At 62.6% G+C, this 22,107-nt stretch carries 13 protein-coding genes; 11 read left to right on the forward strand and 2 right to left on the reverse strand.

Translation table 11 applies throughout. The features are described from left to right. Window positions 1-142: 142 nt before the first annotated feature. The 6 genes from AC1DMG_RS00475 to AC1DMG_RS00500 are packed head-to-tail and all read left to right on the forward strand — an operon-like array spanning window position 143 to window position 10,918. A complete protein-coding gene (locus AC1DMG_RS00475) occupies window positions 143-1,177 on the forward strand; it encodes a glucokinase (protein ID WP_441603842.1) in 1,035 nt (344 codons plus the stop codon). Window positions 1,178-1,204: 27 nt separating this feature from the next. After that, complete coding sequence (locus AC1DMG_RS00480; RefSeq protein WP_441603843.1) at window positions 1,205-3,346, forward strand: glycoside hydrolase family 2 protein; 2,142 nt, start codon at window positions 1,205-1,207, stop codon at window positions 3,344-3,346. Continuing rightward, a complete protein-coding gene (locus AC1DMG_RS00485; protein ID WP_441603993.1) occupies window positions 3,346-4,971 on the forward strand; it encodes an alpha-L-fucosidase in 1,626 nt (541 codons plus the stop codon). The genes AC1DMG_RS00480 and AC1DMG_RS00485 overlap by 1 nt, the downstream gene beginning before the upstream one ends. Next, on the forward strand, window positions 4,968-6,026 hold the full coding sequence (locus AC1DMG_RS00490; protein ID WP_441603844.1) for a glycosyl hydrolase family 18 protein: 1,059 nt from the start codon (window positions 4,968-4,970) through the stop codon (window positions 6,024-6,026). The genes AC1DMG_RS00485 and AC1DMG_RS00490 overlap by 4 nt, the downstream gene beginning before the upstream one ends. Beyond that, window positions 6,013-8,337, forward strand: a complete 2,325-nt coding sequence (locus AC1DMG_RS00495; RefSeq protein WP_441603845.1) for a family 20 glycosylhydrolase — start codon at window positions 6,013-6,015, stop codon at window positions 8,335-8,337. Before AC1DMG_RS00490 ends, AC1DMG_RS00495 begins: the two co-directional genes overlap by 14 nt. 19 nt (window positions 8,338-8,356) lie before the next feature. After that, complete coding sequence (locus AC1DMG_RS00500; protein ID WP_477180063.1) at window positions 8,357-10,918, forward strand: glycoside hydrolase family 3 C-terminal domain-containing protein; 2,562 nt, start codon at window positions 8,357-8,359, stop codon at window positions 10,916-10,918. Window positions 10,919-10,974: 56 nt separating this feature from the next. Here the strand turns inward: AC1DMG_RS00500 and AC1DMG_RS00505 are convergent, their stop codons facing one another. After that, a complete protein-coding gene (locus AC1DMG_RS00505; RefSeq protein WP_441603847.1) occupies window positions 10,975-12,342 on the reverse strand; it encodes an alpha-L-fucosidase in 1,368 nt (455 codons plus the stop codon). Between the two features lie 77 nt (window positions 12,343-12,419). On the opposite strand from AC1DMG_RS00505, the gene AC1DMG_RS00510 reads away from it, so the two are divergent. From AC1DMG_RS00510 to AC1DMG_RS00530, 5 genes are all read left to right on the forward strand, one after another. Then, on the forward strand, window positions 12,420-13,553 hold the full coding sequence (locus tag AC1DMG_RS00510) for a sialidase family protein (protein ID WP_441603848.1): 1,134 nt from the start codon (window positions 12,420-12,422) through the stop codon (window positions 13,551-13,553). A gap of 661 nt (window positions 13,554-14,214) precedes the next feature. Then, entirely contained in the window at window positions 14,215-17,223 is a 3,009-nt protein-coding gene (locus AC1DMG_RS00515; protein ID WP_441603849.1) for a TonB-dependent receptor plug domain-containing protein, read from the forward strand. 153 nt (window positions 17,224-17,376) lie between these two features. Beyond that, the gene (locus tag AC1DMG_RS00520; protein WP_441603850.1) at window positions 17,377-19,044 is read left to right on the forward strand and encodes an alpha-L-fucosidase; all 1,668 of its coding nucleotides are present in this window, start codon (window positions 17,377-17,379) and stop codon (window positions 19,042-19,044) included. Between the two features lie 454 nt (window positions 19,045-19,498). Beyond that, the gene (locus AC1DMG_RS00525) at window positions 19,499-19,678 is read left to right on the forward strand and encodes an antitoxin Xre/MbcA/ParS toxin-binding domain-containing protein (RefSeq protein WP_477180094.1); all 180 of its coding nucleotides are present in this window, start codon (window positions 19,499-19,501) and stop codon (window positions 19,676-19,678) included. Window positions 19,679-19,714: 36 nt separating this feature from the next. After that, window positions 19,715-20,251, forward strand: coding sequence for a hypothetical protein (locus AC1DMG_RS00530; RefSeq protein WP_477180064.1), 537 nt, complete (start codon window positions 19,715-19,717; stop codon window positions 20,249-20,251). Window positions 20,252-21,096: 845 nt separating this feature from the next. Here the strand turns inward: AC1DMG_RS00530 and AC1DMG_RS00535 are convergent. After that, on the reverse strand, window positions 21,097-22,017 hold the full coding sequence (locus AC1DMG_RS00535) for a DNA-binding protein (RefSeq protein ID WP_477178802.1): 921 nt from the start codon (window positions 22,015-22,017) through the stop codon (window positions 21,097-21,099). Between the last annotated feature and the right edge of the window lie 90 nt (window positions 22,018-22,107).

The raw sequence follows: 22,107 nt of genomic DNA on the forward strand, positions 1-22,107 counted from the left end.
GGCAGGCCGGCAGACCTCGAGTCGACGCGCTGTGGCGTCACGATGGGCCTGCTATTGAATCGATCGAAATCGCCCTGTTAACTGGGGCGAGGCAAGCACAGCATCGGGGTGGGTGATGACGCCGTTGTCGGATAAGAGGCCAGTGCCTCCGCATAGGGACCACCTGCAGGACATGGGCGGGCCGATCGTCGCTGGCGTACTCGGACGGCAGCCGCGCCCGGTGTCTCCCTTTCTCGCCGCCGACCTCGGGGGCACCCACGCACGCGTCGGCCTGGTCGTGCCCGACGCCATCACGGGCAAGCCGGACATCGTCCTTTACCAAGTCTATCGCTGCGCCGAGCACGCCTCGCTGGTCGATATTCTTGGCAGCTTTTGCCGGGAGCATCGCGTGCAGCCGGATGCGCTGGTGCTGGCCTGCGCGGGATTCGTCGAACACGGCGTGGTGATCAACGAGAGCCTGGCGTGGCCTGTGTTGCTGGACAGCGTGTGCATTGAAGGCGGGTTCGCCTCCGTCGATGTGCTCAACGACTTCGAAGCATTCGCGCATGCGGTCGGCCATTTTGAACAGGAGAACAGCGCCGCCATCGTGGATGGTGTTGCCAATCCCAGTGGCGCCGTGGCCGTGATCGGCCCCGGCACCGGACTGGGCGCCGCCCTCTGGCTGCCGGGCCGGCCGCCTCGCGTACTGCATACCGAGGCCGGACACATGGAGCTGGCCGCGCGCCCCGGCATCGAGCAGACCATTCGCGCGCAGCTGGGGCCGATCGACGGATACGTGCCTTACGACCGCGTGCTCAGCGGGCCAGGCTTGTTGCGCCTCTATCGCGCCCTCGCGGCGGTGCAAGGCGTGCCGGCGACGCTCACGGAGCCGGGCGAGATCACCGCCATGGCGCTGGCCGGCATGGACACGCTGGCCACGCAGACGGTCGATCAATTCTGTCGCTGGCTCGGTGCGTTCTGCGGTGATGTCGCCATCGCCTTCAATGCGAGCGGCGGGGTTTGCCTGGCCGGCGGATTTCTCGCGCGCATCACCGGCGTGCTGCGCTCCGGGCCGTTCACCGAGCGGTTCCTGGACAAGGGAGTGATGCGCTCGTTCTTGAACAACACACCCGTGTTCGTCGTCGAGCACGGGCAGCTGGGCGTGCTGGGCGCGGCAAACTGGCGATTGGGCCACTGATACGGGTTTCTTTGCAGGGGCAGGGGAATGGGATTGAGGTGGGGTTACACGCTGGCGGTTCTGATTTCGCTGCTGCTGTGGTCGATGGCTGGCCATGCGCAGGTGCGCATCGACATGGATCACGACTGGCGCTTCCGTACCGACGCCGCCGATGCAGGCATGGCTGCTGGCTGGCCGCGAGCCACGCCGGCCGAAACGCAGCTGGTGGATGTGCCCCACACCTGGAACATCGGCAAGGATGACGACTACGAAGGTGTCGCCTGGTATTTCAAGTCCTTCACCGTGCCGGCGTCGATGCTTTCGTCCCACGTGGAATTGCATTTCGGCGCCACCTTCTATCGCAGTCGCGTCTGGGTCAACGGCGTAGAAGTCGGCGGCCACGAAGGCGGACACACGGCATACGACCTGGACATCGGCCGGCAGCTTCGTGCGGGGGAAAACCAGATCGCCGTACGACTGGACAACCGTCCCGGCGAGGCGACCATCCCCGGTTACGCGATGCGGCAGGTGGCCAGCGGCAGCGTGTGGTACGACTGGTGGCATTACGGCGGCATCGTGCGCGACGTGTGGCTCAGCGTATCGGACCATGCACTGATCCGGCGGCAACGCATCGCGAGCAAGCTTGGCGGCGACGCGGCCAGCGTCAGCAGTCAGGTATTTGTCGAGAACGTCGACGGCAGCGACGGCAGCTATCGCGTCACCGCAAGCATCATCGATCCGGACGGCAAGACGGTGGCGCAAACGCAGCAGGGCGTCTCGGCAAAGGCGGGGCAGTCCACCTCCACGACACTTGCCGTGAACCTGCCACACCCCCAGTTGTGGAACGTCGGCGACGCGCGACTCTATCAGTGGGTAACGGAGCTGCATGCCGCCGACGGCACGGTGCTGGACTCGCGCAGCGATTCGTTTGGCGTGCGCGACATCGTCATCCGTGACCGCCGCCTCTACGTCAATGGCAAGCCGGTGCGGCTGAGCGGCGTCAGTCGCCACGAGGATTCGCCCTGGGAAGGATTGGCCGAATCGGCGGGCACGATACGCCGCGACTGGTCCGACATGGCCGCCTTGCATACAACGCTCACGCGGCCGGTGCATTATCCGCAGAACGACGAGGTACTCGACTTCGCCGACCGCCACGGCATCTTGCTCGTGCCGGAAATCCCGGTCTGGCAATTCAGCCAGGCGCAGCTGAAAAACCCAAAGCTGCTCGCGCTCGCCAAGGGCATGATGCGCGAGATGATCGAGCAGGATGGCAATCACCCCAGCATCTTCGCCTGGAGTGTTTGCAACGAGAGCGATGCCTCCACGCCTGGTGGTCGCGCCTATGTGGACGCCATGGCTTCGCTTATTCGCGACATCGACCCGGGCCGCTATGTGACCTTTGCCGATGCCGACATCAGCAGCAAGCCGTGGAAAGAAGCGCCGGTGATGCACGACATCGACTTCATCATGGCCAATGCCTATTTCGGATCATGGAGCGGCGCGGGCAGCGACGTGGAACCCTGGCTGGATTTCATCGATCGCACTTATCCCGACAAGATGGTGATCATTTCCGAATTCGGCTACCCGGGCGTTTTCTCGCACGACAGCGCTGCCGCCGACAAGGCGCGCGCCGAGAACCTGCTCCAGCAGATGGATGCCTTTCAGCGGCGCAGCTTCATTGCGGGAACGATTTTCTGGACGTATCAGGACTATAAATCCCATCGCAATCTGTGGCCCGGCCAGACCGAAGGTTTTGTCGACCACGGCCTGGTCGATGAGAACCGGCAGCGCAGGCCGTCTTACGCGGTCTACGAAACGCGCAACGAGGCGTTGTCGGTGGCGACGCAATGGCGGGTCGACGCCAGTGGACTGCGTGGATTCGAGGCCACGGTGAGCGGCTATCCAGCCACGCATCTGCCTTCCTATCCCATGCTCGGCTATGTCGCCCACTGGCGCGCCATGGACGATCGCGGCCACGAACTTGCGCATGGCGATGACGTGCTGCGCGACCTGGCACAGCCCATCCGCTTTGAGGGTGCCTGGCCCGCTATGGGCAAGGGCGCTGCTGTGCATCTGGCCGTGGACGTCGCCCGGCCCGACGGCGTGCGCGCCGGCGGCGTGGTCAGCGACTACCACCCGCTGAACATCGGCAGCGCGCACTTTCTTCCGAACAAGGACGAGCAACCATGATGAAACCGGCCGCGCATGGCGCGCTTGTCGCGGGCTGGCTGCTCTGCGCCTCGGCGTGGGCGCAGTCGCCCACGGCGCCCACAGCCGATTCCTTGTCGCCGGCAGCGCAGGATCAGGCCTGGCAGCAGGCCAGCGCCAAATTCGCGCCGCAACGAAAAGCGATCCTTGATCGTGTGGCCAACGCAGCCGGCCGGGGGCCCTTTCGCAGCGACTGGACGTCCTTGCAGAAGTATCGTTCACCTGCCTGGTACGACGACGCCAAGTTCGGCATCTTCATCCATTGGGGCGTCTACTCGGTGCCCGCGTTCGGCAGCGAGTGGTATTCGCGCAACATGTACCAGCAGGGGACAAAGGAGTTCGCCCATCACGTGGCGACGTACGGGCCGCAGTCGAGGTTCGGCTACAAGGACTTCGTACCGATGTTCAAGGCCGAGCACTTCGACCCGGATGCCTGGGCGAAACTTTTCCGCGTTGCCGGCGCGCGCTATGTCGTACCCGTGGCAGAACACCACGACGGCTTCGCCATGTACGACTCGGCGCTGTCAGATTGGACCGCCGTAAAGAAGGGGCCCAGGCGCGACGTGATCGGTGAGCTTGAACGTGCCGTGCGAGGGCAGGGCATGCGCTTTGGCGTGTCCTCGCATCGCGCCGAGCATGACTGGTTCTTCGACGGTGGGCGCCATGTCGATTCGGACGTCAACGATCCGCGCTATGCGGAACTCTATGGCCCTGCCGTAGCGCATCTCAGCAAGGAAGACGAGAACCTGGCGCAGGACTGGACCTATGTCTCCCAGGCCTGGCTGGACGACTGGCTTGCACGCACTGTCGAACTCACCGACAAATACCATCCCGACCTGATCTACTTCGACTGGTGGATCGGCCATCCCAGCTTCCGCAACACGCTGCCGACCCTGCTGTCGTACTACTACAACGAAGGCGCGAAACGCGACGGCGTGGTGGTCAATTACAAGCTGGGCGACTTCGCCGATGGCGCCGGCACGCTGGACATCGAACGCGGGCAACTGCAGGGCATCCACCCCGCCCACTGGCAGACAGACACCTCGATCAGCAACGATTCCTGGGGCTACATCGAGCACGACACGTACAAGTCGCCGACCTTCATCATCCATCTGCTGGTGGATGTGGTCAGCAAGAACGGCAACCTCATGCTCAACGTCGGGCCGCGTGCCGACGGTACGATTCCCGCTGGCGCGCAGGACACGTTGCGCAGCATCGGCGGATGGCTGAAGGCGAACGGCGAGGCGATCTATGGCAGCAAGCCATGGCGCACGTTTGGCGAAGGCCCGACCGAAGTGGTCAGCGGCACCTTCCAGGACACCAAGACCAAGCCATATACCGCCGAAGATTTCCGCTTCACCACCGGCAACGGCAAGCTCTACGCGATCGAGCTGGATTGGCCGGCGAACGCCCAGGCCATCATCCATTCGATCAAGCCGGAAGACAAAGTCACACGCGTCCAGTCTGTGGCAGACAACCGCACCATCCCGTTTACCCAGGATGCCGGCGGCCTGCATCTTAGTCTGCCGTCCCACCCAATCGGCAGCGATGCGTACGTCTATCGCATCACCTTCTCCACTCCCCATTCACTCAAGGCTGCGCCATGAAACGATGGTTGTCCCTGACCGTTTCGCTGTGTCTTGCATTGGCGTCGACCGGCGCCTTTGCGAAGGCTCCCACCGCGTTGTTCTATATGATCGAAGTACAGAAATCGATCAACTCGTTCGAGGCGCACATCGACAAGGTCGACTTGCTGGTGCCCACCTGGTTTGGCGTGGATGGCAACGGCCTGGTATCGGGCGCACCCAACCTCTACGTGCTCAAACTGGCCAAGGCGCATCGTGTGCCGGTGATGCCCATCATCTCCGCTGGCGGCGACCGCAAGAAGTTTCACGATCTGCTGGTCAACGAAACCGCCAAGAAGGCGATGATCGAGGGCATGCTCGAACAGGCGAAGCTCTACGGGTTTGTCGGCTTCCAGTTCGATTTCGAAAACATCGCCTGGACCGATCGCGACGCACTGACCCTGCTGACGCAACAGACCGCCACGGCGCTGCACAAGCACGGCCTGAAGCTATCCATGGCGGTGGTGCCGAATGCGCCGGGCTACGCGGGCCGCGGCCCCTTCGCCAAATGGATATGGGAATACTGGAAAGGTGCGTACGATCTCAAGGCGCTGGGACAGGCACTGGATCTCGTCTGCCTGATGACATATGACCAGCACACCCGCTGGACCACGCCGGGGCCGGTGGCGGGCATGCCGTGGGTGATGGCCAACCTCGAATACGCCTTGAAGGTGGTGCCGAAGGAAAAGCTCTCGCTGGGCATTGGGCTGTATGGCTACCACTGGTTTGCCGGCGATCCGGTGGGTGCGGACGGCAAGGAGAGTTCGAACATCTCCGCGCAATACATCGATGCGGACGAATCGTTCCCGCTGGCCAGGCAGTTCAACGCCACCATGCAGTGGGATCCGGTGGAGCACGAATCATGGTTCTACTTCTATCGCGACCAGATGCGCGAGTGGGTGTTCCTGCCCGATGCGCACGCGTTCCGCGATCGCTACGACGTGGTGAAGCAATACGGCCTGGAGGGCTTCTGTGCGTGGGTGATTGGCGCCGAAGATCCCAAGATCTGGGAGGCGCTCCCCGATGCGGTGCGCTAAGCGCGGTCTGAAGGCGCCGATCGCGCTGGCATTGGCAACGCTGTTTGGGTTCGCCGTCGATGCGCACGCGACAGGCACGCTGCCGATTATTCCGCTTCCCGCGCAGGTGAGCATGGGGCAGGGCGGTTATGCCGTCAGTGCCGCTGCCGTCATCCATGTCGCGCCGGGTGATCGTGCGGCCGCCGAGGCGGCCCGCTATCTGGCGGACCTGCTCGTGCGAACGCGCGGACTTTCGCTACCGGTGAAAGAGGATGCGACAGCCACGAGCCACGGCGACATCGTCATTCGCAGCGATGCGGCCGCAAGCGTCACGCAGCCGGAAGGTTATGTACTCGACGTTGATGCGCAGGGCATGCGCATCACTGCGCGGGATGCGGCAGGCCTGTTCTACGGCGCCGTCAGCGCGTGGCAGCTGATGACGCCCGATGCCGCAAAGGGTGCCGTCTCGGTGCCCTTGCTGCACATCGCCGACTGGCCAAGATTTGCCTGGCGAGGCCTGATGCTCGACTCGGCGCGGCACTTCCAGCAGCCGGTTGAAATCAAGCAGCTGCTCGACGCCATGGCACAGCACAAGCTCAATGTCTTCCACTGGCATCTCACCGACGACCAGGGCTGGCGCCTGGAAATCCGCCGCTATCCCAAGCTCACGCAGATCGGCGCATGGCGCCAGCCGCCCGGGGATGGCGGCACGAGGTACGGCGGCTACTACACGCAGGCCGACGTGAAGGACATCGTCGCCTACGCCGCCGTCCGCCACATCACGGTCGTGCCGGAGATCGACATGCCGGGCCACGCGCAGGCTGCCGTGGCGGCTTTTCCGGATATCGGCGTCACCGGCGAGCGGCCGTCCGTCTCGATCAACTGGGGCGTCAACCCTTACCTGTTCAATGTCGACGAACACAGCATCCGTTTCCTGCACAACGTGCTCGACGAAGTGATGGAACTGTTTCCATCGACCTTCATCCACGTGGGCGGCGACGAAGCCATCAAAGACCAGTGGCAGGCGTCGGCCGCCGTGCAGGCGCGCATGCGCTCGCTCGGGATCAAGGACGAAAAGGCGCTGCAAAGCTGGTTCATCGAGCGCATGGGGCAATACCTGGCGCAACATGGGCGTCGCCTGATCGGCTGGGATGAAATCCTTGAGGGCGGCATACCGCCGTCCGCCTCGATCATGTCCTGGCGCGGTACGCAGGGCGCCATCGATGCGGCGCGACTGGGGCATGACGTGGTGCTGTCTCCCGCGCCCACGCTCTACTTCGACAACCTGCAGAGTCATCGCGACGATGAACCGTCCGGGCGGCTTGGCGTCCAGACGCTGGCCCGCGTCTACGCGTTTGAAGCGGTCTCGCCGGAGCTCACTGCCGAGCAGGCGAAGCACGTACTTGGCGCGCAGGCCAACATCTGGACCGAGTACCTCACGGCACCCTGGCAGATCCAGCATGCGGCCTTCCCACGACTGGACGCCTTGGCCGAGGCGACCTGGACGCCTGCCAACGAGCGGCGCTTCGACAACTTCTTGGCGAGGCTGCCCGCGCAATTCGATCGCTATCGCAAAATGGGCATCTACTATGCCGACAGCGCCTTCGCCGTCGACATGCGTGCGCAGCGTTCACCCGGCAACGGCGACAAAGTCGCCGTGACCCTTGTTGCACAGGAGCCGTCCACCACGATCCGTTACACCACCGACGCAACCGTGCCGTCGGCGAGCTCGCCTGTCTATGGTGGACCGATCGAGACTGCGCTGCCTGTCACCATCAGCGCAACGACGTTTACTGCCGACGGACAGCCGCTCGCGCGCGTCCGCACACAGCGTTTCGACGCGCGGACGCTGGCGAGCTACGACGGCAATGCGCTGGAGGCCTGTCCGAAGGGCGACCTTGGCCTGCGCGTGCCGCTGCTACCCGATGCCACCTCGCCGGCGCCGGTGTACAACCTCGACGTCATGAACAGCTGCTGGCGCATGGCGAACGTGTCCCTGGACGAGGTGGTCGCGATTTTTGTCGACGGTGCATGGCTCGCCCGCAATTACGGCCTGGCGCATGACGCATCGAAAGTCGTGTCGCGCCCGTCACGCCGGCCTGCGGGCGAACTCGAGGTTCACCTCGATACCTGCAGCGGCCCCTTGGCGGCCAGCTTGCCGTTGCCTGCCGAAGCCTTGCCCGGCAGGACGTATCGCGTTGCGGCCGCCGTGACTGCGCACGGCGGCACACACGACTTGTGCATCCTCTCGACGGCGCCGCTTCAAGGTCCTTTGGCAGGCGTCAGCCGCATATCGTTCAATTATCCCGCGCCGCCTGGCGCAACGCAGTGAGCAGGCGGAGCAGACGCGCATGAGGCGATTACATCAGGCCTGCCTGCTGGCGACCCTGCTGTTCGGCGTCTTGCTGGCGACGCCCGCTCCGGCCGACGAGGCCACGGAGCGGGCGGCCAGTCTGGTCGCGCGCATGACGTCGGCAGAGAAGATCGCGCAGTTGCAAAGTGCCGCACCGGCCATCCCGCGCCTTGGCATTCCCGCGTACGACTGGTGGAGCGAGGGGCTGCACGGCTTTGCCCGCTTTGGCGAGGCGACCGTATTCCCGCAGGCCATCGGTTTGGCGGCCAGCTGGGATCCCGCCTTGCTTCATGCCGTGGGCGGCGTAGTGGCGACGCAGGCGCGCAGCAAGTTCCTCGCTACGGGTCTGCAGCACAATCATGGACGCTACAACGGCCTCACGATCTGGTCTCCCAACATCAACATCTTCCGCGACCCTCGCTGGGGGCGAGGCCAGGAAACCTATGGCGAAGATCCACGCCTGACGGCAACGCTTGCCGTGGCCTTCATCGACGGACTGCAGGGCGATGACCCTGCGCATCCCACGGTGATCGCCACGCCCAAGCACTTCGCCGTGCATAGCGGTCCGGAGCCCGGCCGTCATGGCTTCGATGTCGATGTATCCGCGCATGATCTCGAAGACACGTATCTGCCCGCCTTCCGCGCTGCGATCGTGGAGGGTCGCGCGCGCTCGGTCATGTGCGCCTACAACGCGATTCATGGCGTTCCCGTTTGCGCCTTGCCGTGGCTGCTCGGCGAGCGCCTGCGCAAAGACTGGGGCTTCGAGGGCTTCGTCGTGTCCGACTGCGATGCGGTGGACGATATGACGATGTTCCACCACTACCAGAAAGACAACGCCGGCTCATCGGCCAGCGCGTTGCGCGCGGGCACGGACCTGGACTGCGGCTCGGCGTATGCGGGCCTTGGCGGCGCGCTGGCAGATGGCCGGATCAGCGAGCGTGACCTCGATGTGGCCGCAACGCGCCTGTTCGCCGCGCGCTATCGCCTGGGCATGTTCGACGCATCGGCGCCGACGCCGCGGGTCGCCCCTGATGCTGATCGCTCACTGGCGCTGCGTGCTGCAGGCGAATCGATCGTCTTGCTCAAGAATCGCGCGAATACACTGCCATTGAAGCCCGGCGGCCGTATCGCCGTGGTGGGGCCAAACACCGACGCCTTGTCCGTGCTGGAAGCCAACTACCACGGCACGGCTCGACAGCCCGTGACGCCGCTCGATGGCGTGCGCGCACTATGGGGCGAGCAAAACGTGCGTTACGCCCAAGGCGCCACGCTTGCTGATGGCGTGACCGTTCCGATTCCCGTGACGGCACTATCCAATCTCAAGGGCGAGTACTTTCGCGATGCCCGCCTGACCGGCAAGCCGGTGATGACGCGCTCCGACGCCCGGATCGACTTGGATACTGATCACCTGCCGCCCGCGGATGGTCTCGATGCATCCCGCTACGCAGTGCGCTGGACAGGCCAACTGCTGCCTCCCGGCGCGGGCGACTACACCCTGGCCGTGCGCGTGGATCGATGCTTCGACTGTCGCGGGCACGACCCTGTGCGCCTCTATCTCGATGGCCATCTGATCGCTGGCAGCTCGGGCAGCGATGAGCCGCCTGCCGTGAAAATCCATTTTGCCGATACGCGTCCGCACGATCTGCGCCTGGAATGGGAGCACAGCGGCGAGGACCAAGGCATTCACCTGGAATGGATGGCGCCCGCCGATGCACAGCTCGCTGAGGCAGTCAGGGCGGCCGCCGATGCCGATGCCGTGGTTGCCTTCGTGGGTTTGTCGCCAGGTGTCGAGGGCGAGGAACTGAAGGTCGACGTGCCGGGCTTCATGGGCGGCGATCGGACCGCCATCGATCTGCCTGCGTCGCAGCAGAAACTGCTGGAGGCGGTCGCCGCCACCAGGAAACCGCTGGTAGTCGTCTTGATGAGCGGCAGTGCCGTGGCCTTGAACTGGGCCAGTGAACACGCGGACGCGATCATCGCGGCGTGGTATCCGGGCGAGCAGGGCGGATTGGCGGTGGCGCAGACCCTTGCCGGCGTGATCAATCCCGCTGGCCGCCTTCCGGTGACTTTCTATCGCGACGTGCGCGATCTCCCGCCTTTCATCGATTACGGCATGAAGGGTCGCACTTACCGTTACTTCAAGGGCGAGCCGCTGTATGCGTTCGGCGATGGCCTGAGCTACACCACGTTCGCCTATGACGCGCCCAGTCTGTCCGCGCAAAACCTGAAGGCCGGCGACGCGCTCGACGTCGCGGTGAACGTGCGCAACACCGGAACGCGCAGCGGCGACGAAGTAGCGCAGGTCTATCTTGCGTATCCGGACGCCCCCGATGCACCGCAACGGGCGCTGATGGGGTTTGAGCGTGTCTCCCTCGCCGCAGGGGAGCAGCGTGCCGTGCATTTCCATCTTGACGCGCGCGCCCTGAGCCTGGTCGATGCCGACGGTGTGCGTGCCGTCAGGGCAGGGCGCTACGCATTGTTCGCAGGCGGCCACCAACCCTCGTCGGGGCAGCCATCGGTGGCGTTCACCATCGCAGGACACGCCGACGTGCCGCGCTGAGCATGCCGATGAATGGCATGATCAGCGCCAGCCTGGCGCCGCATGTCGGCGCCATGTCAGTTCGAAGGCAAAGCGCCGGCGTCGAACACCTGGAATTCGCGGATGGATGCATCGCCGACGCTGGACAAAATGTTCAGTCGCACGCGTTGCGCAGTGACGCGAGGGAACACATCGATCTTCATGTGGCCGATGGCTTCAGCGTTGGCGACCGCATGCCAGGCCTTGCCGTCGAAAACCTCGATGGCGTACTTGCGCACATGCTGCCCGTCGTCCAGCCATTCCATCGCGAGCGTGCGATCGAACGTCACCGGGTGGCCGAAGTCGACTTCGAGCGTGGCGTGGCGGGAGCCAGCCGGCGCCGACCAGAATGTGTCCTTGTTGCCGTCCAGGGCTGCCTCGGTGTTTTCGTCCGTCTGCACGTGATGGCGCGCCAGGTTGCTGGCATCGCCATAGCGCGCACGCAGCGCCTTGCCAAAGGCTTCGAGGCGGGCGACGTCGGCATCGGGCAGCCGGCCGTGGCGATCCGGCGCGATGCCCAGCATCAATTGTCCGCCACGCCCGACRCTGTTCTCCCAGGTGTCCACGAGCTTGGCGACACTCTTGAGCGTGACTTCGTCGTTGGGGTGCCAGAACCAGTGCAGGTCATGCAGAGGGGTGTCGACTTCCACCGGGCGCCAGCGCTGGTAGCCGTGGCGGTCGATGACGTTCCAGTTCTCGCCGCGAATATAGCCATCCTCCTGGCCCACCCAGCGAAGGTCGCCGTACTCGAACAAGCCCATGTCGGCAAACACCATGGCATTGGGCTGATAGGTTCGCAGCGTTTCGATGTAGCGCGGGAAATCGTAGACATGGCCGGCGCTGCCTGCGCCATCGAGCCACCACTCGACCAGCGGCCCATAGTGCTGGGCCAATTCCTCCACCTGGGCGCGGTAATACACATCGTAAGCTTGCGGCTGCTTGTAGCGCGGCTCATGCCTGTCCCACGGCGACAGATAGACGCCGAACTCCAGTCCTTCGGCACGCGCCGCGTCGGAGGCGAGGCGCACAAGATCGCCCTTGCCATTCATCCACGGGCTGCTTTTCACCGAGTAGTCGCTCTGCGCCGTCGGAAACAGTGCAAAGCCATCGTGATGCTTGGCGACCATCACCATGTAGCGCGCGCCCGCTGCGCGGCTGGCGCGTGCCCATTGCGCCGCATCGACATGGTCGGGATTGAACACCCTGGGGTCGGCTGTGCCGTCGCCCCACTCGCGATCGAGGAAGGTGTTCGTGCCGAAATGCACGATCACGCCAAACTCCAGATCCTGCCAGTGAATCTGCTGGGGGGATGGCTTGGTATCCGCCGCGCCTTGCGCCAACGATGCCTGCGAAAAAAGAGAGAGCGCCAAGGCGGCGCCAAGAACGGTTCGGGCAAGTCGCTTCATTAGCCACCTTTGCAACAATCATTTGGACGTTAATACGTCCTTATGGAAGTTTTCATTAGAGGACGGGAAACGCAGTCGTGTCAATCAAATATGGCGCCGTGCCGAAGGGGAGGTCGAACAGGCCTCGCCTCGCTTTCGCTTTGCTCTTCGTCATGACGTTTCGTGGCGAAGCGGCGCAGACATCCGTGGTTTCGTCCGAGTTCGTATTAACGCACCCACCGACGGCGCAATGCCATGCCGGCACGATCGTTGAAACACCGACGGGGCTCGTCGCCGCATGGTTCGGCGGCAAGCAGGAGCGAGACCCAAGTGTTGGCATCTGGATGTCCCGCCAGGTTTCCGGTCATTGGATAAGCCCGCGCGAGATCGCCAACGGCAGACAATCGGACGGCTCGCGGTGGCCCGCCTGGAACCCGGTGCTGTTCCGGTCGACGACGGGCAGGCTGATGCTCTTCTACAAGATCGGCCCGGATCCGCAGCATTGGTGGGGCATGCTGACGACCTCCGCTGACGACGGCGCCACATGGTCGGCACCGCATCGACTTCCGCCCGGCATCCTCGGGCCGATCAAGAACAAACCCATTCAACTGGCCAATGGCGACATCCTCAGTCCATCCAGTACCGAACGGGGCGGCTGGCGAGTTCATGTCGAGCGGTCGGAGGACGACGGCAGAACCTGGGTGGCTGGCAGCGATCTATCATCGCGCGGCATCGAGGCCATTCAACCGAGCTTGCTCCCGAAGCAGGACGGCGGCATCGAGGCCATTGGCCGCACGCGCCAAGGGAAATTGTTCTGGTCGCAGTCCGCCGATGACGGGCACCACTGGTCGCCATTGCGCCTGCTGGACGTGGACAACCCCAACTCAGGCATCGACGCCGCATCCCTGGCGGACGGCCGCGATCTGCTCGTCTACAACCCGACGTCGCCCGGGTCCCGGTGGTGGGACGGACGAGGAACGCTGGCAGTCGCCATCAGCGCCGACGGCCTGCACTGGAAGAGGGTGCTGACGCTCGAAGACCAACCGGGCCAGGAGTACTCCTACCCGGCCGTGATCCAGTCGCGCGATGGACTAGTCCATGTCTTGTACACGTGGCGGAGAACGCGCATGCGTCATGTAGTGATCGATCCCGCGCGCCTGAGCGACGCCACCGCTCGCCTGTCTGAAAGCATCCCGCCGATCGTGTCAGGCGACTCAGCCGTCCCGCACTGACCGGGACGTTGCCCCCGCCAGGGACGCCCATGAGCGCGTCCAGGGCCGGGACCCAGGCCCTCGTGATTGAGGGCGCCGCCCCGCAGGGAGGGGCGCGAAACCAGCAGGCTCTCATCGTAGGGGCATTGAGCAGGCAAGTGGCCGTCTGCCGGGCAAGTTCTTTTCAAGATTGTTGCAATGCAACTTGCATCGATCCAGTTTAGGCTTATAACTAAGTCAAATATGAACTATAAGTTCGTATATGAATCTCTTCTCGCAGGGGCGGGACGGGGAGGCAGGCGGGAATGGGGCGTGCGGGGCGCGAGCTTGGCACACGCGACCTGGACCAAGGTGAACGAATGGCCCGATGCAGAGCAGGCGTCATGAATCTCCGTTGGCTGTGGTTGGAGCCCTCGACTCGAAGAGGACACATCGGAAAGAGCCGTTCTTGTATGGGAAGAACGTCGGAACCAAGAGCAGCGGATGGCACGGAGAAGGTTGGGCAAAGCCGTTACGCAGCTTGATCACCAGCAGGACGACTTGAAGCGTCTGATCCGGGATGGGGACCGCGAAAGCGGACCGGGGCAGGCGAGCGAACACAGCGCACAAGAAGTGAATAGAGCTGGTGAGCGCAAGGCTCAACAGCAATCACACCATTGAAGCTTTTCGGGGAGGGTTAACCATGAAAAAAATCCGTTTGCGACGCAGCGTACTTGCCACTTCCATGGCGCTGGCGCTTTTCACGCCACTCGCCTTCGCCCAGTCGGCACCAGCCGGCAGCGATCAGTCGTCCGCACAACAGTCATCGGGTGCGCCTTCGTCCAGCAAGTCGGACAAGGCAGTCGAGTTGCAGGGCGTCACGGTCACGGGCTCGATGATCCCGCGCGCGCAAGTCGAAGGACCGGCGCCAGTCGTCTCCATCAGTGCCCAGGAGATCAAGGATCAGGGCTTCACCACGCTGTGGGAGTTCCTCGATTCGTTGCCGCAGGTGGGTCAGCAGACGTCGGATCCGGCCTCCTGGGGTTCGAGCTCGGTCAATGCGCGCTCGGTCAACCTGCGCGGCGTCGGCCCCGGTTTCAGCCTGCTGTTGATCGATGGCCATCGCGTGGTGGATTACCCGCAGCCGCTCAACAAGCAGAGCAATTTTCAGAACTACAACAACCTTCCCCTCGGCATGATCGACCATGTCGAAGTGCTCGCCTCCGGCGCCTCGTCGATCTATGGCTCGGATGCGGTGGCGGGCGTCATCAACGTGATCCTGAAGAAAAACTATCAGGGTGACGAGCTGCAGATCACCGGCGGCACGGCGACGCGTGGTGGCCGCAACTACGGCGACATCAACTTCTTCGGCGGTAAATCCGGCAGCAACTGGCACATCCTGTACAACCTCGAGCAGTACAACCGAACGGCGTTGTGGGGCATGGATCGTCCGTACCAGGACTCGGTGTCCGATGCAGGCTATGGCGCATGGGGCCCAGCCTCGCGCATGTTCGGTTATCAGTACGACGCTGCCGGCGCCATCGCGCTCTCCGCCACGGATGCCAACGGCCACTACATCACGCCGCCGGCGGGCAGCTGCTCGAAGTTCACCAACTCGCAGCTGAGCCAGTCGCATTCGGTCACCACCAATGGCACGCAGATCGCCAGCATCACCGACAACGGTTACTACTGTTCGCAGCCCGCGCTGTTTCAGAACTGGGTGCTGACGCCTGGCACCCGCAGCCAGAACGGCTACATCGCCGGCGAGTACGACTTCAGCAACGGCTTGCAGCTGTATGGTTCGGCCGCCTTGTATGACACGACGGGCATCTCCAACACCCAGCTGCCCGTGGAAGTCACCGGCCAGTTCTACGACCAGAGCACGGGGCAGACCATCAACCAGGCCATCCGCCAGTTGACTGCGCAAGAGATGGGCACGGCGGCCAATACGCATGACCGCGAGCAGAACTGGAACCTGCAGGTTGGCCTGAAGGGCACCATGTTCGACAACCGGTTCAACTGGGATTTGAACCTCAACAGCCAGAAGTACACGGTGCGCGAAGACTATACGGGCATCAACGTCGCCGGCATGAACAACTTCTTCCTCGGCAAGCAGCAGGGCACCACGGCCGACGGCTTGCCGATCTACAACATGAACTGGCAGCAGTGGTGGAATCCGATCACCCCGCAGCAATACGGCCAGTTCGCGGTCAATGGCGAGAACACCTCGTCATCGTGGCTGGACCAGGCGCAATTCCGCATCAATGGCGATCTTTTCAAACTGCCGTGGGTGGACGAGTCGGTAGGTTGGGCAGCCGTGTTGGAAGCCGCGCACAACGGCTTCCTGCTTTCGCCTGACCCGCGTTCTGCCGACCCGACCACGTTCCAGAATCCGTTCGGCGCGTATCTCACCGGCGGCGGCACGCGCCAGCGCTTCTCGCTGGGCACCGAGTTCCGCGTGCCGATCCTTGATTCGCTGACCTGGACCATTTCCGGTCGCGGCGACAAGTACAACGACGCCAGCATGGCCGACATCGCCAAGACCTGGGGCACGGGCCTGGAGTACCGTCCGTACGACGGCCTGCTGCTGCGCGGCAGCTACGGCACCAACTTCAAGGCGCCGGACATGCAGGCCATCTACCTGACCGGCTCGACCTCGCCGGTGGGTGATTACCTCGACCCCCTGCAATGCATCAACGCGATCAAGTCTGGCCAGTCCAACAGCACCTGGTGCAGCCTGGTGCAGCGTCCGACCTCGCAGTACTACAACTTGAACACCAACGGCAGCCGCCTGCTGGAGCCGCAGACCGGCCACTCCTGGACCTATGGTTTCGTGTGGCAGATTCCGGGCGTGCAGGGCTTGTCGGTATCCGCCGATTACTGGCACATGGGCGTGGACAACGCGATCGAGTATCTGGACAAAGACACCGTGCTGGTCGACGAGGCCGGCTGCCTGACCGGCCTGCAGGCCAACGGTACGTCGGCGTTGTCGCCGTATACGGCGCATGTGCCGGGCTCGGCGTATTGCCAGATGGTGACCCAGATGGTTCAGCGCAATGCAGCTGGCCAGATCGTCTCGGAAGAGTCCGGCCCGATCAACGAGGCTTCGCTGTACGTCAGCGGCATCGATGCATCGCTCGATTACAAGATCCACACCGACGACTACGGCAACTTCCGCGCCGGCATCAACTACACCGACAACCTTTCGTACAAGCAGCGCGTGCTGGCTTCGGACCCGCTGCAGAACACTCGCTACAACAATGTGGCAAGCCGCATGACCTGGATCGCCGACTGGACCAAGGGCGACTGGAACGTGTCGATCTCCGGTGTGCGTGACGGCAGCATGCGCGCTCCGAACTACGCCGGCTGCGTCGTGCTGCCCAATGGCATCCAGCCGGGCATGGTCAACGTGCAGAACGGCAGCGAGTCGATCAGCACGGGCGTGTGCCAGGTAACCCAGGATGGCAACCCGGTGGCCGTGGACTCCGCGACGTATCGTGGCAGGACGCCGGTGTGGATCACCTGGAACACGGCAGTCGGCTGGCAGATGAATCCCGATACCACGTTGAAGCTCACCGTATCCAACATCTTCGACAAGGTCGGCTCCATCCCGTACTACGCCGGCGGCTTCGAATTCGTCACGACGGGTCAGACCGCCGATGAGTACAACGGCCGCGAAATCTTCCTGACGTTCGACTACAAGTTCAAATAAACCCGTGTTTCCCAGCCTGTGGCAGGCATGACTCTCCCCGTCTGACGGGTCGGCCTCGGTGTCCCCGAGGCCGGCCCGCTCATGACGGCAAGGGCAGGGGAGGCGCACTTCCATTGATGGGCGCCTTCCGGTGTGAATCAAGGAGTAGGGCGTATGTCGTTGTGGAAGAAGAAGGCCCGCGAAACCCGCGCGCCCGCCAAGTCTTCATTCGCTTTGCCGCATAGCCGCCTTTGGCTGGGCATGGCTTGCGCCTTATGCACAACAGCCGTTGTCGCTGGCAATCCACCGCAAAGTTTCGCACCGCCGGATGCGGCAACGATCGAACACCAATGGGAAGATGCGAATCGTCCTTTCGATGGCGCACGTCAAGCCATACTTGCGCAAACGCACAAGGCGGCCTGGCAAGGCCCGATGTCTCCCGACTGGAAAAGCCTTACCGCTTATCGCACGCCAGCGTGGTATCAGGATGCGAAGTTCGGCATCTTCATTCACTGGGGCGTGTATTCCGTGGCGGCGTACAAGGGCGAGTGGTATCCGCGCCATATGTACGAACGCAGCGGCGAGTACGCCAATTACTACCAACATCAAGTGAGCACCTATGGAGCGATGCCCCAGGTCGGCTACAAGGATCTGATTCCACGTTTCAAGGCAGAGCATTTCGATCCGCAGGCCTGGGCCGCATTGTTCCGCGCGGCAGGTGCGCGTTACGTGGTTCCCGTTGCCGAGCACCACGACGGCTTCGCCATGTACGACTCCAAACTGTCCGACTGGACGGCTGTAAAGATGGGGCCGCATCGCGACGTGATCGGCGAACTCGCCAAGGCGATCCGCGCGCAAGGCATGAAGCTTGGATTGTCTTCGCATCGTGCGGAACACGATTGGTTCTACGAATACGGCCGCAGCTTCGACTCCGACGTCAACGATCCCAGGTACGCGTCGCTCTACGGACCGGCACATCCCACCGAATCGGCCAAGGGTGCCGATGGCAAGGACGTCGACTGGACCTTCGTTTCGGACGCCTATCTCGACGATTGGCTCGCACGCTCGTCCGAAATCGTGCAGGACTACCATCCGGATCTGATGTATTTCGATTGGTGGGTCGGCCAACCGCGCTTTCGCGGCGCACTCGCCGAATTCGCCGCCTTCTACTACAACCAGGCCGCAACGCGTGATCAGGGTGTGGTGCTCAACTACAAGCTCGACAACATGATGCCTGGCACCGGCACCTTGAATATCGAGCGAGGGCAGGCCGCCGATATCCTCGCGCAACCCTGGCAGACCGAAACCTCCGTAAGCCCGGACTCCTGGGGCTACGCCGAAGGCGACACCTACAAGTCACCCGACGAGATCGTGCAACTGCTCGCCGACGTAGTTAGCAAAAACGGCAACCTGCTGTTGAACATCGGCCCCAAAGCCGATGGCAGCATTCCCGACGAGGCAAAGAGCATCCTGCTGGCCGTCGGCCAATGGCTGAAACTCAACGGCGACGCCATCTACGGCTCCAGGCCATGGCAGCGCTTCGGCGAAGGCCCAACCCAAGTCGCCGCCGGCACCATGCGGGACACCAAGACCAAACCCTATACGCCCGAAGACTTCCGATTCACCACCCACGACGGCCACCTCTACGCCATCGAGATGGAGTGGCCCGCGAACAACCAGGCGCTGATCCATTCCATCGCGCCATCGACGACGGTCCGAAAAGTAACGCTACTGGCCACGGGCAAGCCGATCGCATTCCACCAGAAAGCGGACGGTCTACATCTAGAGCTGCCAACGCGTCCGTCAGGCCCGCACGCCTATGTGTATCGGATTGACTACTAGGTTGAGGAGCCGGAGGTTGATGGGAGCGGGCCTTGGGGAGAGCCAACAGCAAAGGGGCCAGGCTGGCGCCGGTCATTTTGTAATTTTACATAATATACATTATGCGAAATGGAAGGCGCAGGAGACACGGCAGCAATTGCCTTGGCACATTCCTGGCTTGGCTGATCGCCCTGACGCACGGAACGCGCCCATGCAGCCGGCGAAACTAAATCTCCACTCATCTGGAAACTAAACGATTGTTGGAGTGAGCGGTTTTCATTGGGCTGTGTGTGCGGAAACTTTGTGCAATCGACGCGGTAATCACTGAGCAACTTCCTCGCAACGCGTTTAAGGTTGGCCACGTGTTCCGGTCGAATCACGGTAGGCTTAGCTCCGACCTGGACATTTTGAGCCCATTGCCATGACGGATCAAAGAGCTGATCGCAGGCTCCAATTGATTCAAATTGTGGACGCCATGGTCCATGCCAGTGGCAACCCCGAAGGTTTTGATCCTGCCGCATGGGTTGATTCCTGGCTCCGCAGTCCTGTTCCGGCATTGGGTCACAAGCTGCCGCTGGACTACTTGGGGTCCGACGAGGACTGCCAAATACTTGTCCAATTGCTTGGGCGGATGCAATCAGGCGCATACGCTTAGTCCGCGGGGCTAGCGTACATCCAAGGAGAAATGCGCATGATTTCGGAAGACCTGCCTACCAGCCTGTTCTTGGATACCGAGTGGGCTGACGACGACGGCCGTGAGCTGGTGTCACTCGCCTTGGTGCCGGGAGGCCCATACGGGCTGTTCTCTGGTGCTCCGGTTGCACCTTTCTACGCTGAGCGCGACCCACTCCCTACTCCAAATGCGTTCGTCAAGGGCACCGTATATCCCTTGCTTGACCGCGGCGAATTCGCCAAGACAGATGAGCAATTTTCGCGCGCACTGAGTGCATATATCGCCGACGCGAGAAACTCGCGCACGGACGAGCCTCCAGTCATCATTGCCACCCATGCCAACGATTTCGACCTCCTGCGCGGCATGTTGTCCATTACGCATCCAGCTCCTCTTTACCTTGAGGAGCTGCGTTACTCGGAAAGCCTAGTCGATCGGATCCGCAGCGCATTCGCTAAGAACATCGAGCTTTCCCCTCGCCGGCATCACGCTCTCGTAGATGCGCAGGTTCTGCAGGCGGTTTACTACGGATGGTCTAGGATCGGAAAGTCGATTTAGCTTGGGCGTGTCGAGTATTCACCACGGTTGCCCGCTACATGTTCCCCGCAAAGAAATCTCAGCCTTCTCAGCAGAAACCTTCTTCAATCGGCCCCACATGGTTGCGCAAGGAAGAATGTGAGCTGACAAAGTTCTGCACCTCGGTTCGGTGAAATTCGATCCGGGCTCAGTGGAATCTAACGCGGTCAACATTGGGAACTTGCTCGGAATGCGCTCAAGACTGTCAGCGCACTTCGGCCTGAGCTTACCGCCTGTGCTTCCTTGCGAGATTTGCATCGCCACAAACACGGACGCCGTACACTGCATCCTATGGACCTGCCACCGAGTGTCAATGCAGCAATCGCGTACCGCGACAGCCTGCTCGAGAAGGCTCGTGCCGAGGCATGGCCTACATCGAAGGCGGCTGGCCGCCTGCTTGGTGGCGCCACTGCGTCAGCGTGCAATGAGATGGCCGCAAAAGAGCGCGCCCTTGGGCGCCTGCTGGGTATCTGGTCCCAAGCTGATCGGACGTTCTATCACCCGCCTTTCCAGTTCGCGTCCGATGGCCTAGTACACCCGAGCTTCTATGAGTTGCTAGAGGTACTGAGCCAAAATCCGGCTCTTGCCCATTCGGCGGACCCGGGGGGCTGGGGGCGGCTCGAATGGATGTTTCAGCTGAGGGGTTCCCTCAGTGAATGTTCCCTGGCCGAGACGGCCTCTCCCTTTGGTATCGCAGAACCAGAAGATACGTTAGATAAAACACCGCGGACACCTGCAGAAGTTTTCCCGATCGATCCCGATGCTGTAATTGCGCTTGCTGGTAGCGATGCTGCGTGGGTGTTGGATCGGCTATAGCCGACATCTAGCTATTTGCGGACCTGACGTCCTGCCGACTTCTTTGGTGCGCGAGCGAGCGTGGACGATTTCGTTTTCGGGGAAAGCTGACGCTTTGGCTTTGCCGTCGCCGTGTAGGCCTCGGACAATGCCTTCTCTAGTCCCGAGATTTGGCCTGCTTGGCGTGCAGTTTCTTGCTCTAGTTCGCGCACGCGGGCGATAAGCGAGTCGCGCCGATTTTCGGTTGCCGCGGTGGCGTCCCGGTGCGTTCGTTGTGCATTTTCATATCTCTGCTGCCACTGTCCGGCATCTTGTCGAGCGCGATCGACTTCACAATGCAAGCGATCTTCGACGGCACGAATGTGAGCCTCTTGGCGTTCGCGTTCTGTTTGGAGTGCAGCATGGAGTTGGTCGAGCTGAGCCCGTAGCGTCCGGCATTGCTCGGCTTGCTGGTCGTACTGATCTTGCAGGCGACCGCGCTGGTGCAATATGTCGGCGCGCAGAGCATGACTATCCTGCAATTGGCCATCCAGGGTGGTGCAGACGTGCTCAGCTAGATCTCGGGCCGCTTGCGCCTGGGCCGCGCTAGTTTCGGCTTCCGCCAAACGAACTCCCCAGTTTTCCCGCTCCCCAGCCAATTGAGTTCGAGCAGCTTCAAGCGCCGCACGCTCATTGGTGAAGCGTTCATCGATGGCTCGCTCCGCATGCTCGGTGGCGAGACGCCACAGCTCAAGCATCGCTTGCCCCACAGCGTCAGGCACCTCTGGTATGGCGCTCAGTCGCCGCAGGCGCTCGCCCAACTGGCCACGCCAGCTATCAAGCATGCGAGTGATCGTGTTGGGCGAACCGGTACCGAGTTCTGCGCGCACCTTCTCCACGGTCGGATTTTCACCCGCGGCCAGGATGGCATCAGCCGCCTCATTGACCTGGTTCTGGGTGATGCCACGTGCCATGCCCTGGTCTCCTCGATTGGCGCCCTGCCCGCTTGGATTCGTACTCGCGATAAGTGATGATTATCGCCAGTAAGTGCCCTATTTCGTAAT

This window comes from Dyella sp. 01N36 (genome assembly GCF_056399745.1).

Excerpts from the sequence above, each read along its gene's own strand:
- AC1DMG_RS00480 (WP_441603843.1), top strand. The coding sequence starts at position 1,205 with ATGGGATTGAGGTGGGGTTACACGCTGGCGGTTCTGATTTCGCTGCTG.
- AC1DMG_RS00485 (WP_441603993.1), top strand. The coding sequence starts at position 3,346 with ATGAAACCGGCCGCGCATGGCGCGCTTGTCGCGGGCTGGCTGCTCTGC.
- AC1DMG_RS00490 (WP_441603844.1), top strand. The coding sequence starts at position 4,968 with ATGAAACGATGGTTGTCCCTGACCGTTTCGCTGTGTCTTGCATTGGCG.
- AC1DMG_RS00495 (WP_441603845.1), top strand. The coding sequence starts at position 6,013 with ATGCGGTGCGCTAAGCGCGGTCTGAAGGCGCCGATCGCGCTGGCATTG.
- AC1DMG_RS00500 (WP_477180063.1), top strand. The coding sequence starts at position 8,357 with ATGAGGCGATTACATCAGGCCTGCCTGCTGGCGACCCTGCTGTTCGGC.
- AC1DMG_RS00515 (WP_441603849.1), top strand. The coding sequence starts at position 14,215 with ATGAAAAAAATCCGTTTGCGACGCAGCGTACTTGCCACTTCCATGGCG.
- AC1DMG_RS00520 (WP_441603850.1), top strand. The coding sequence starts at position 17,377 with ATGTCGTTGTGGAAGAAGAAGGCCCGCGAAACCCGCGCGCCCGCCAAG.
- AC1DMG_RS00525 (WP_477180094.1), top strand. The coding sequence starts at position 19,499 with ATGGTCCATGCCAGTGGCAACCCCGAAGGTTTTGATCCTGCCGCATGG.
- AC1DMG_RS00530 (WP_477180064.1), top strand. The coding sequence starts at position 19,715 with ATGATTTCGGAAGACCTGCCTACCAGCCTGTTCTTGGATACCGAGTGG.
- AC1DMG_RS00535 (WP_477178802.1), bottom strand. The coding sequence starts at position 22,017 with ATGGCACGTGGCATCACCCAGAACCAGGTCAATGAGGCGGCTGATGCC.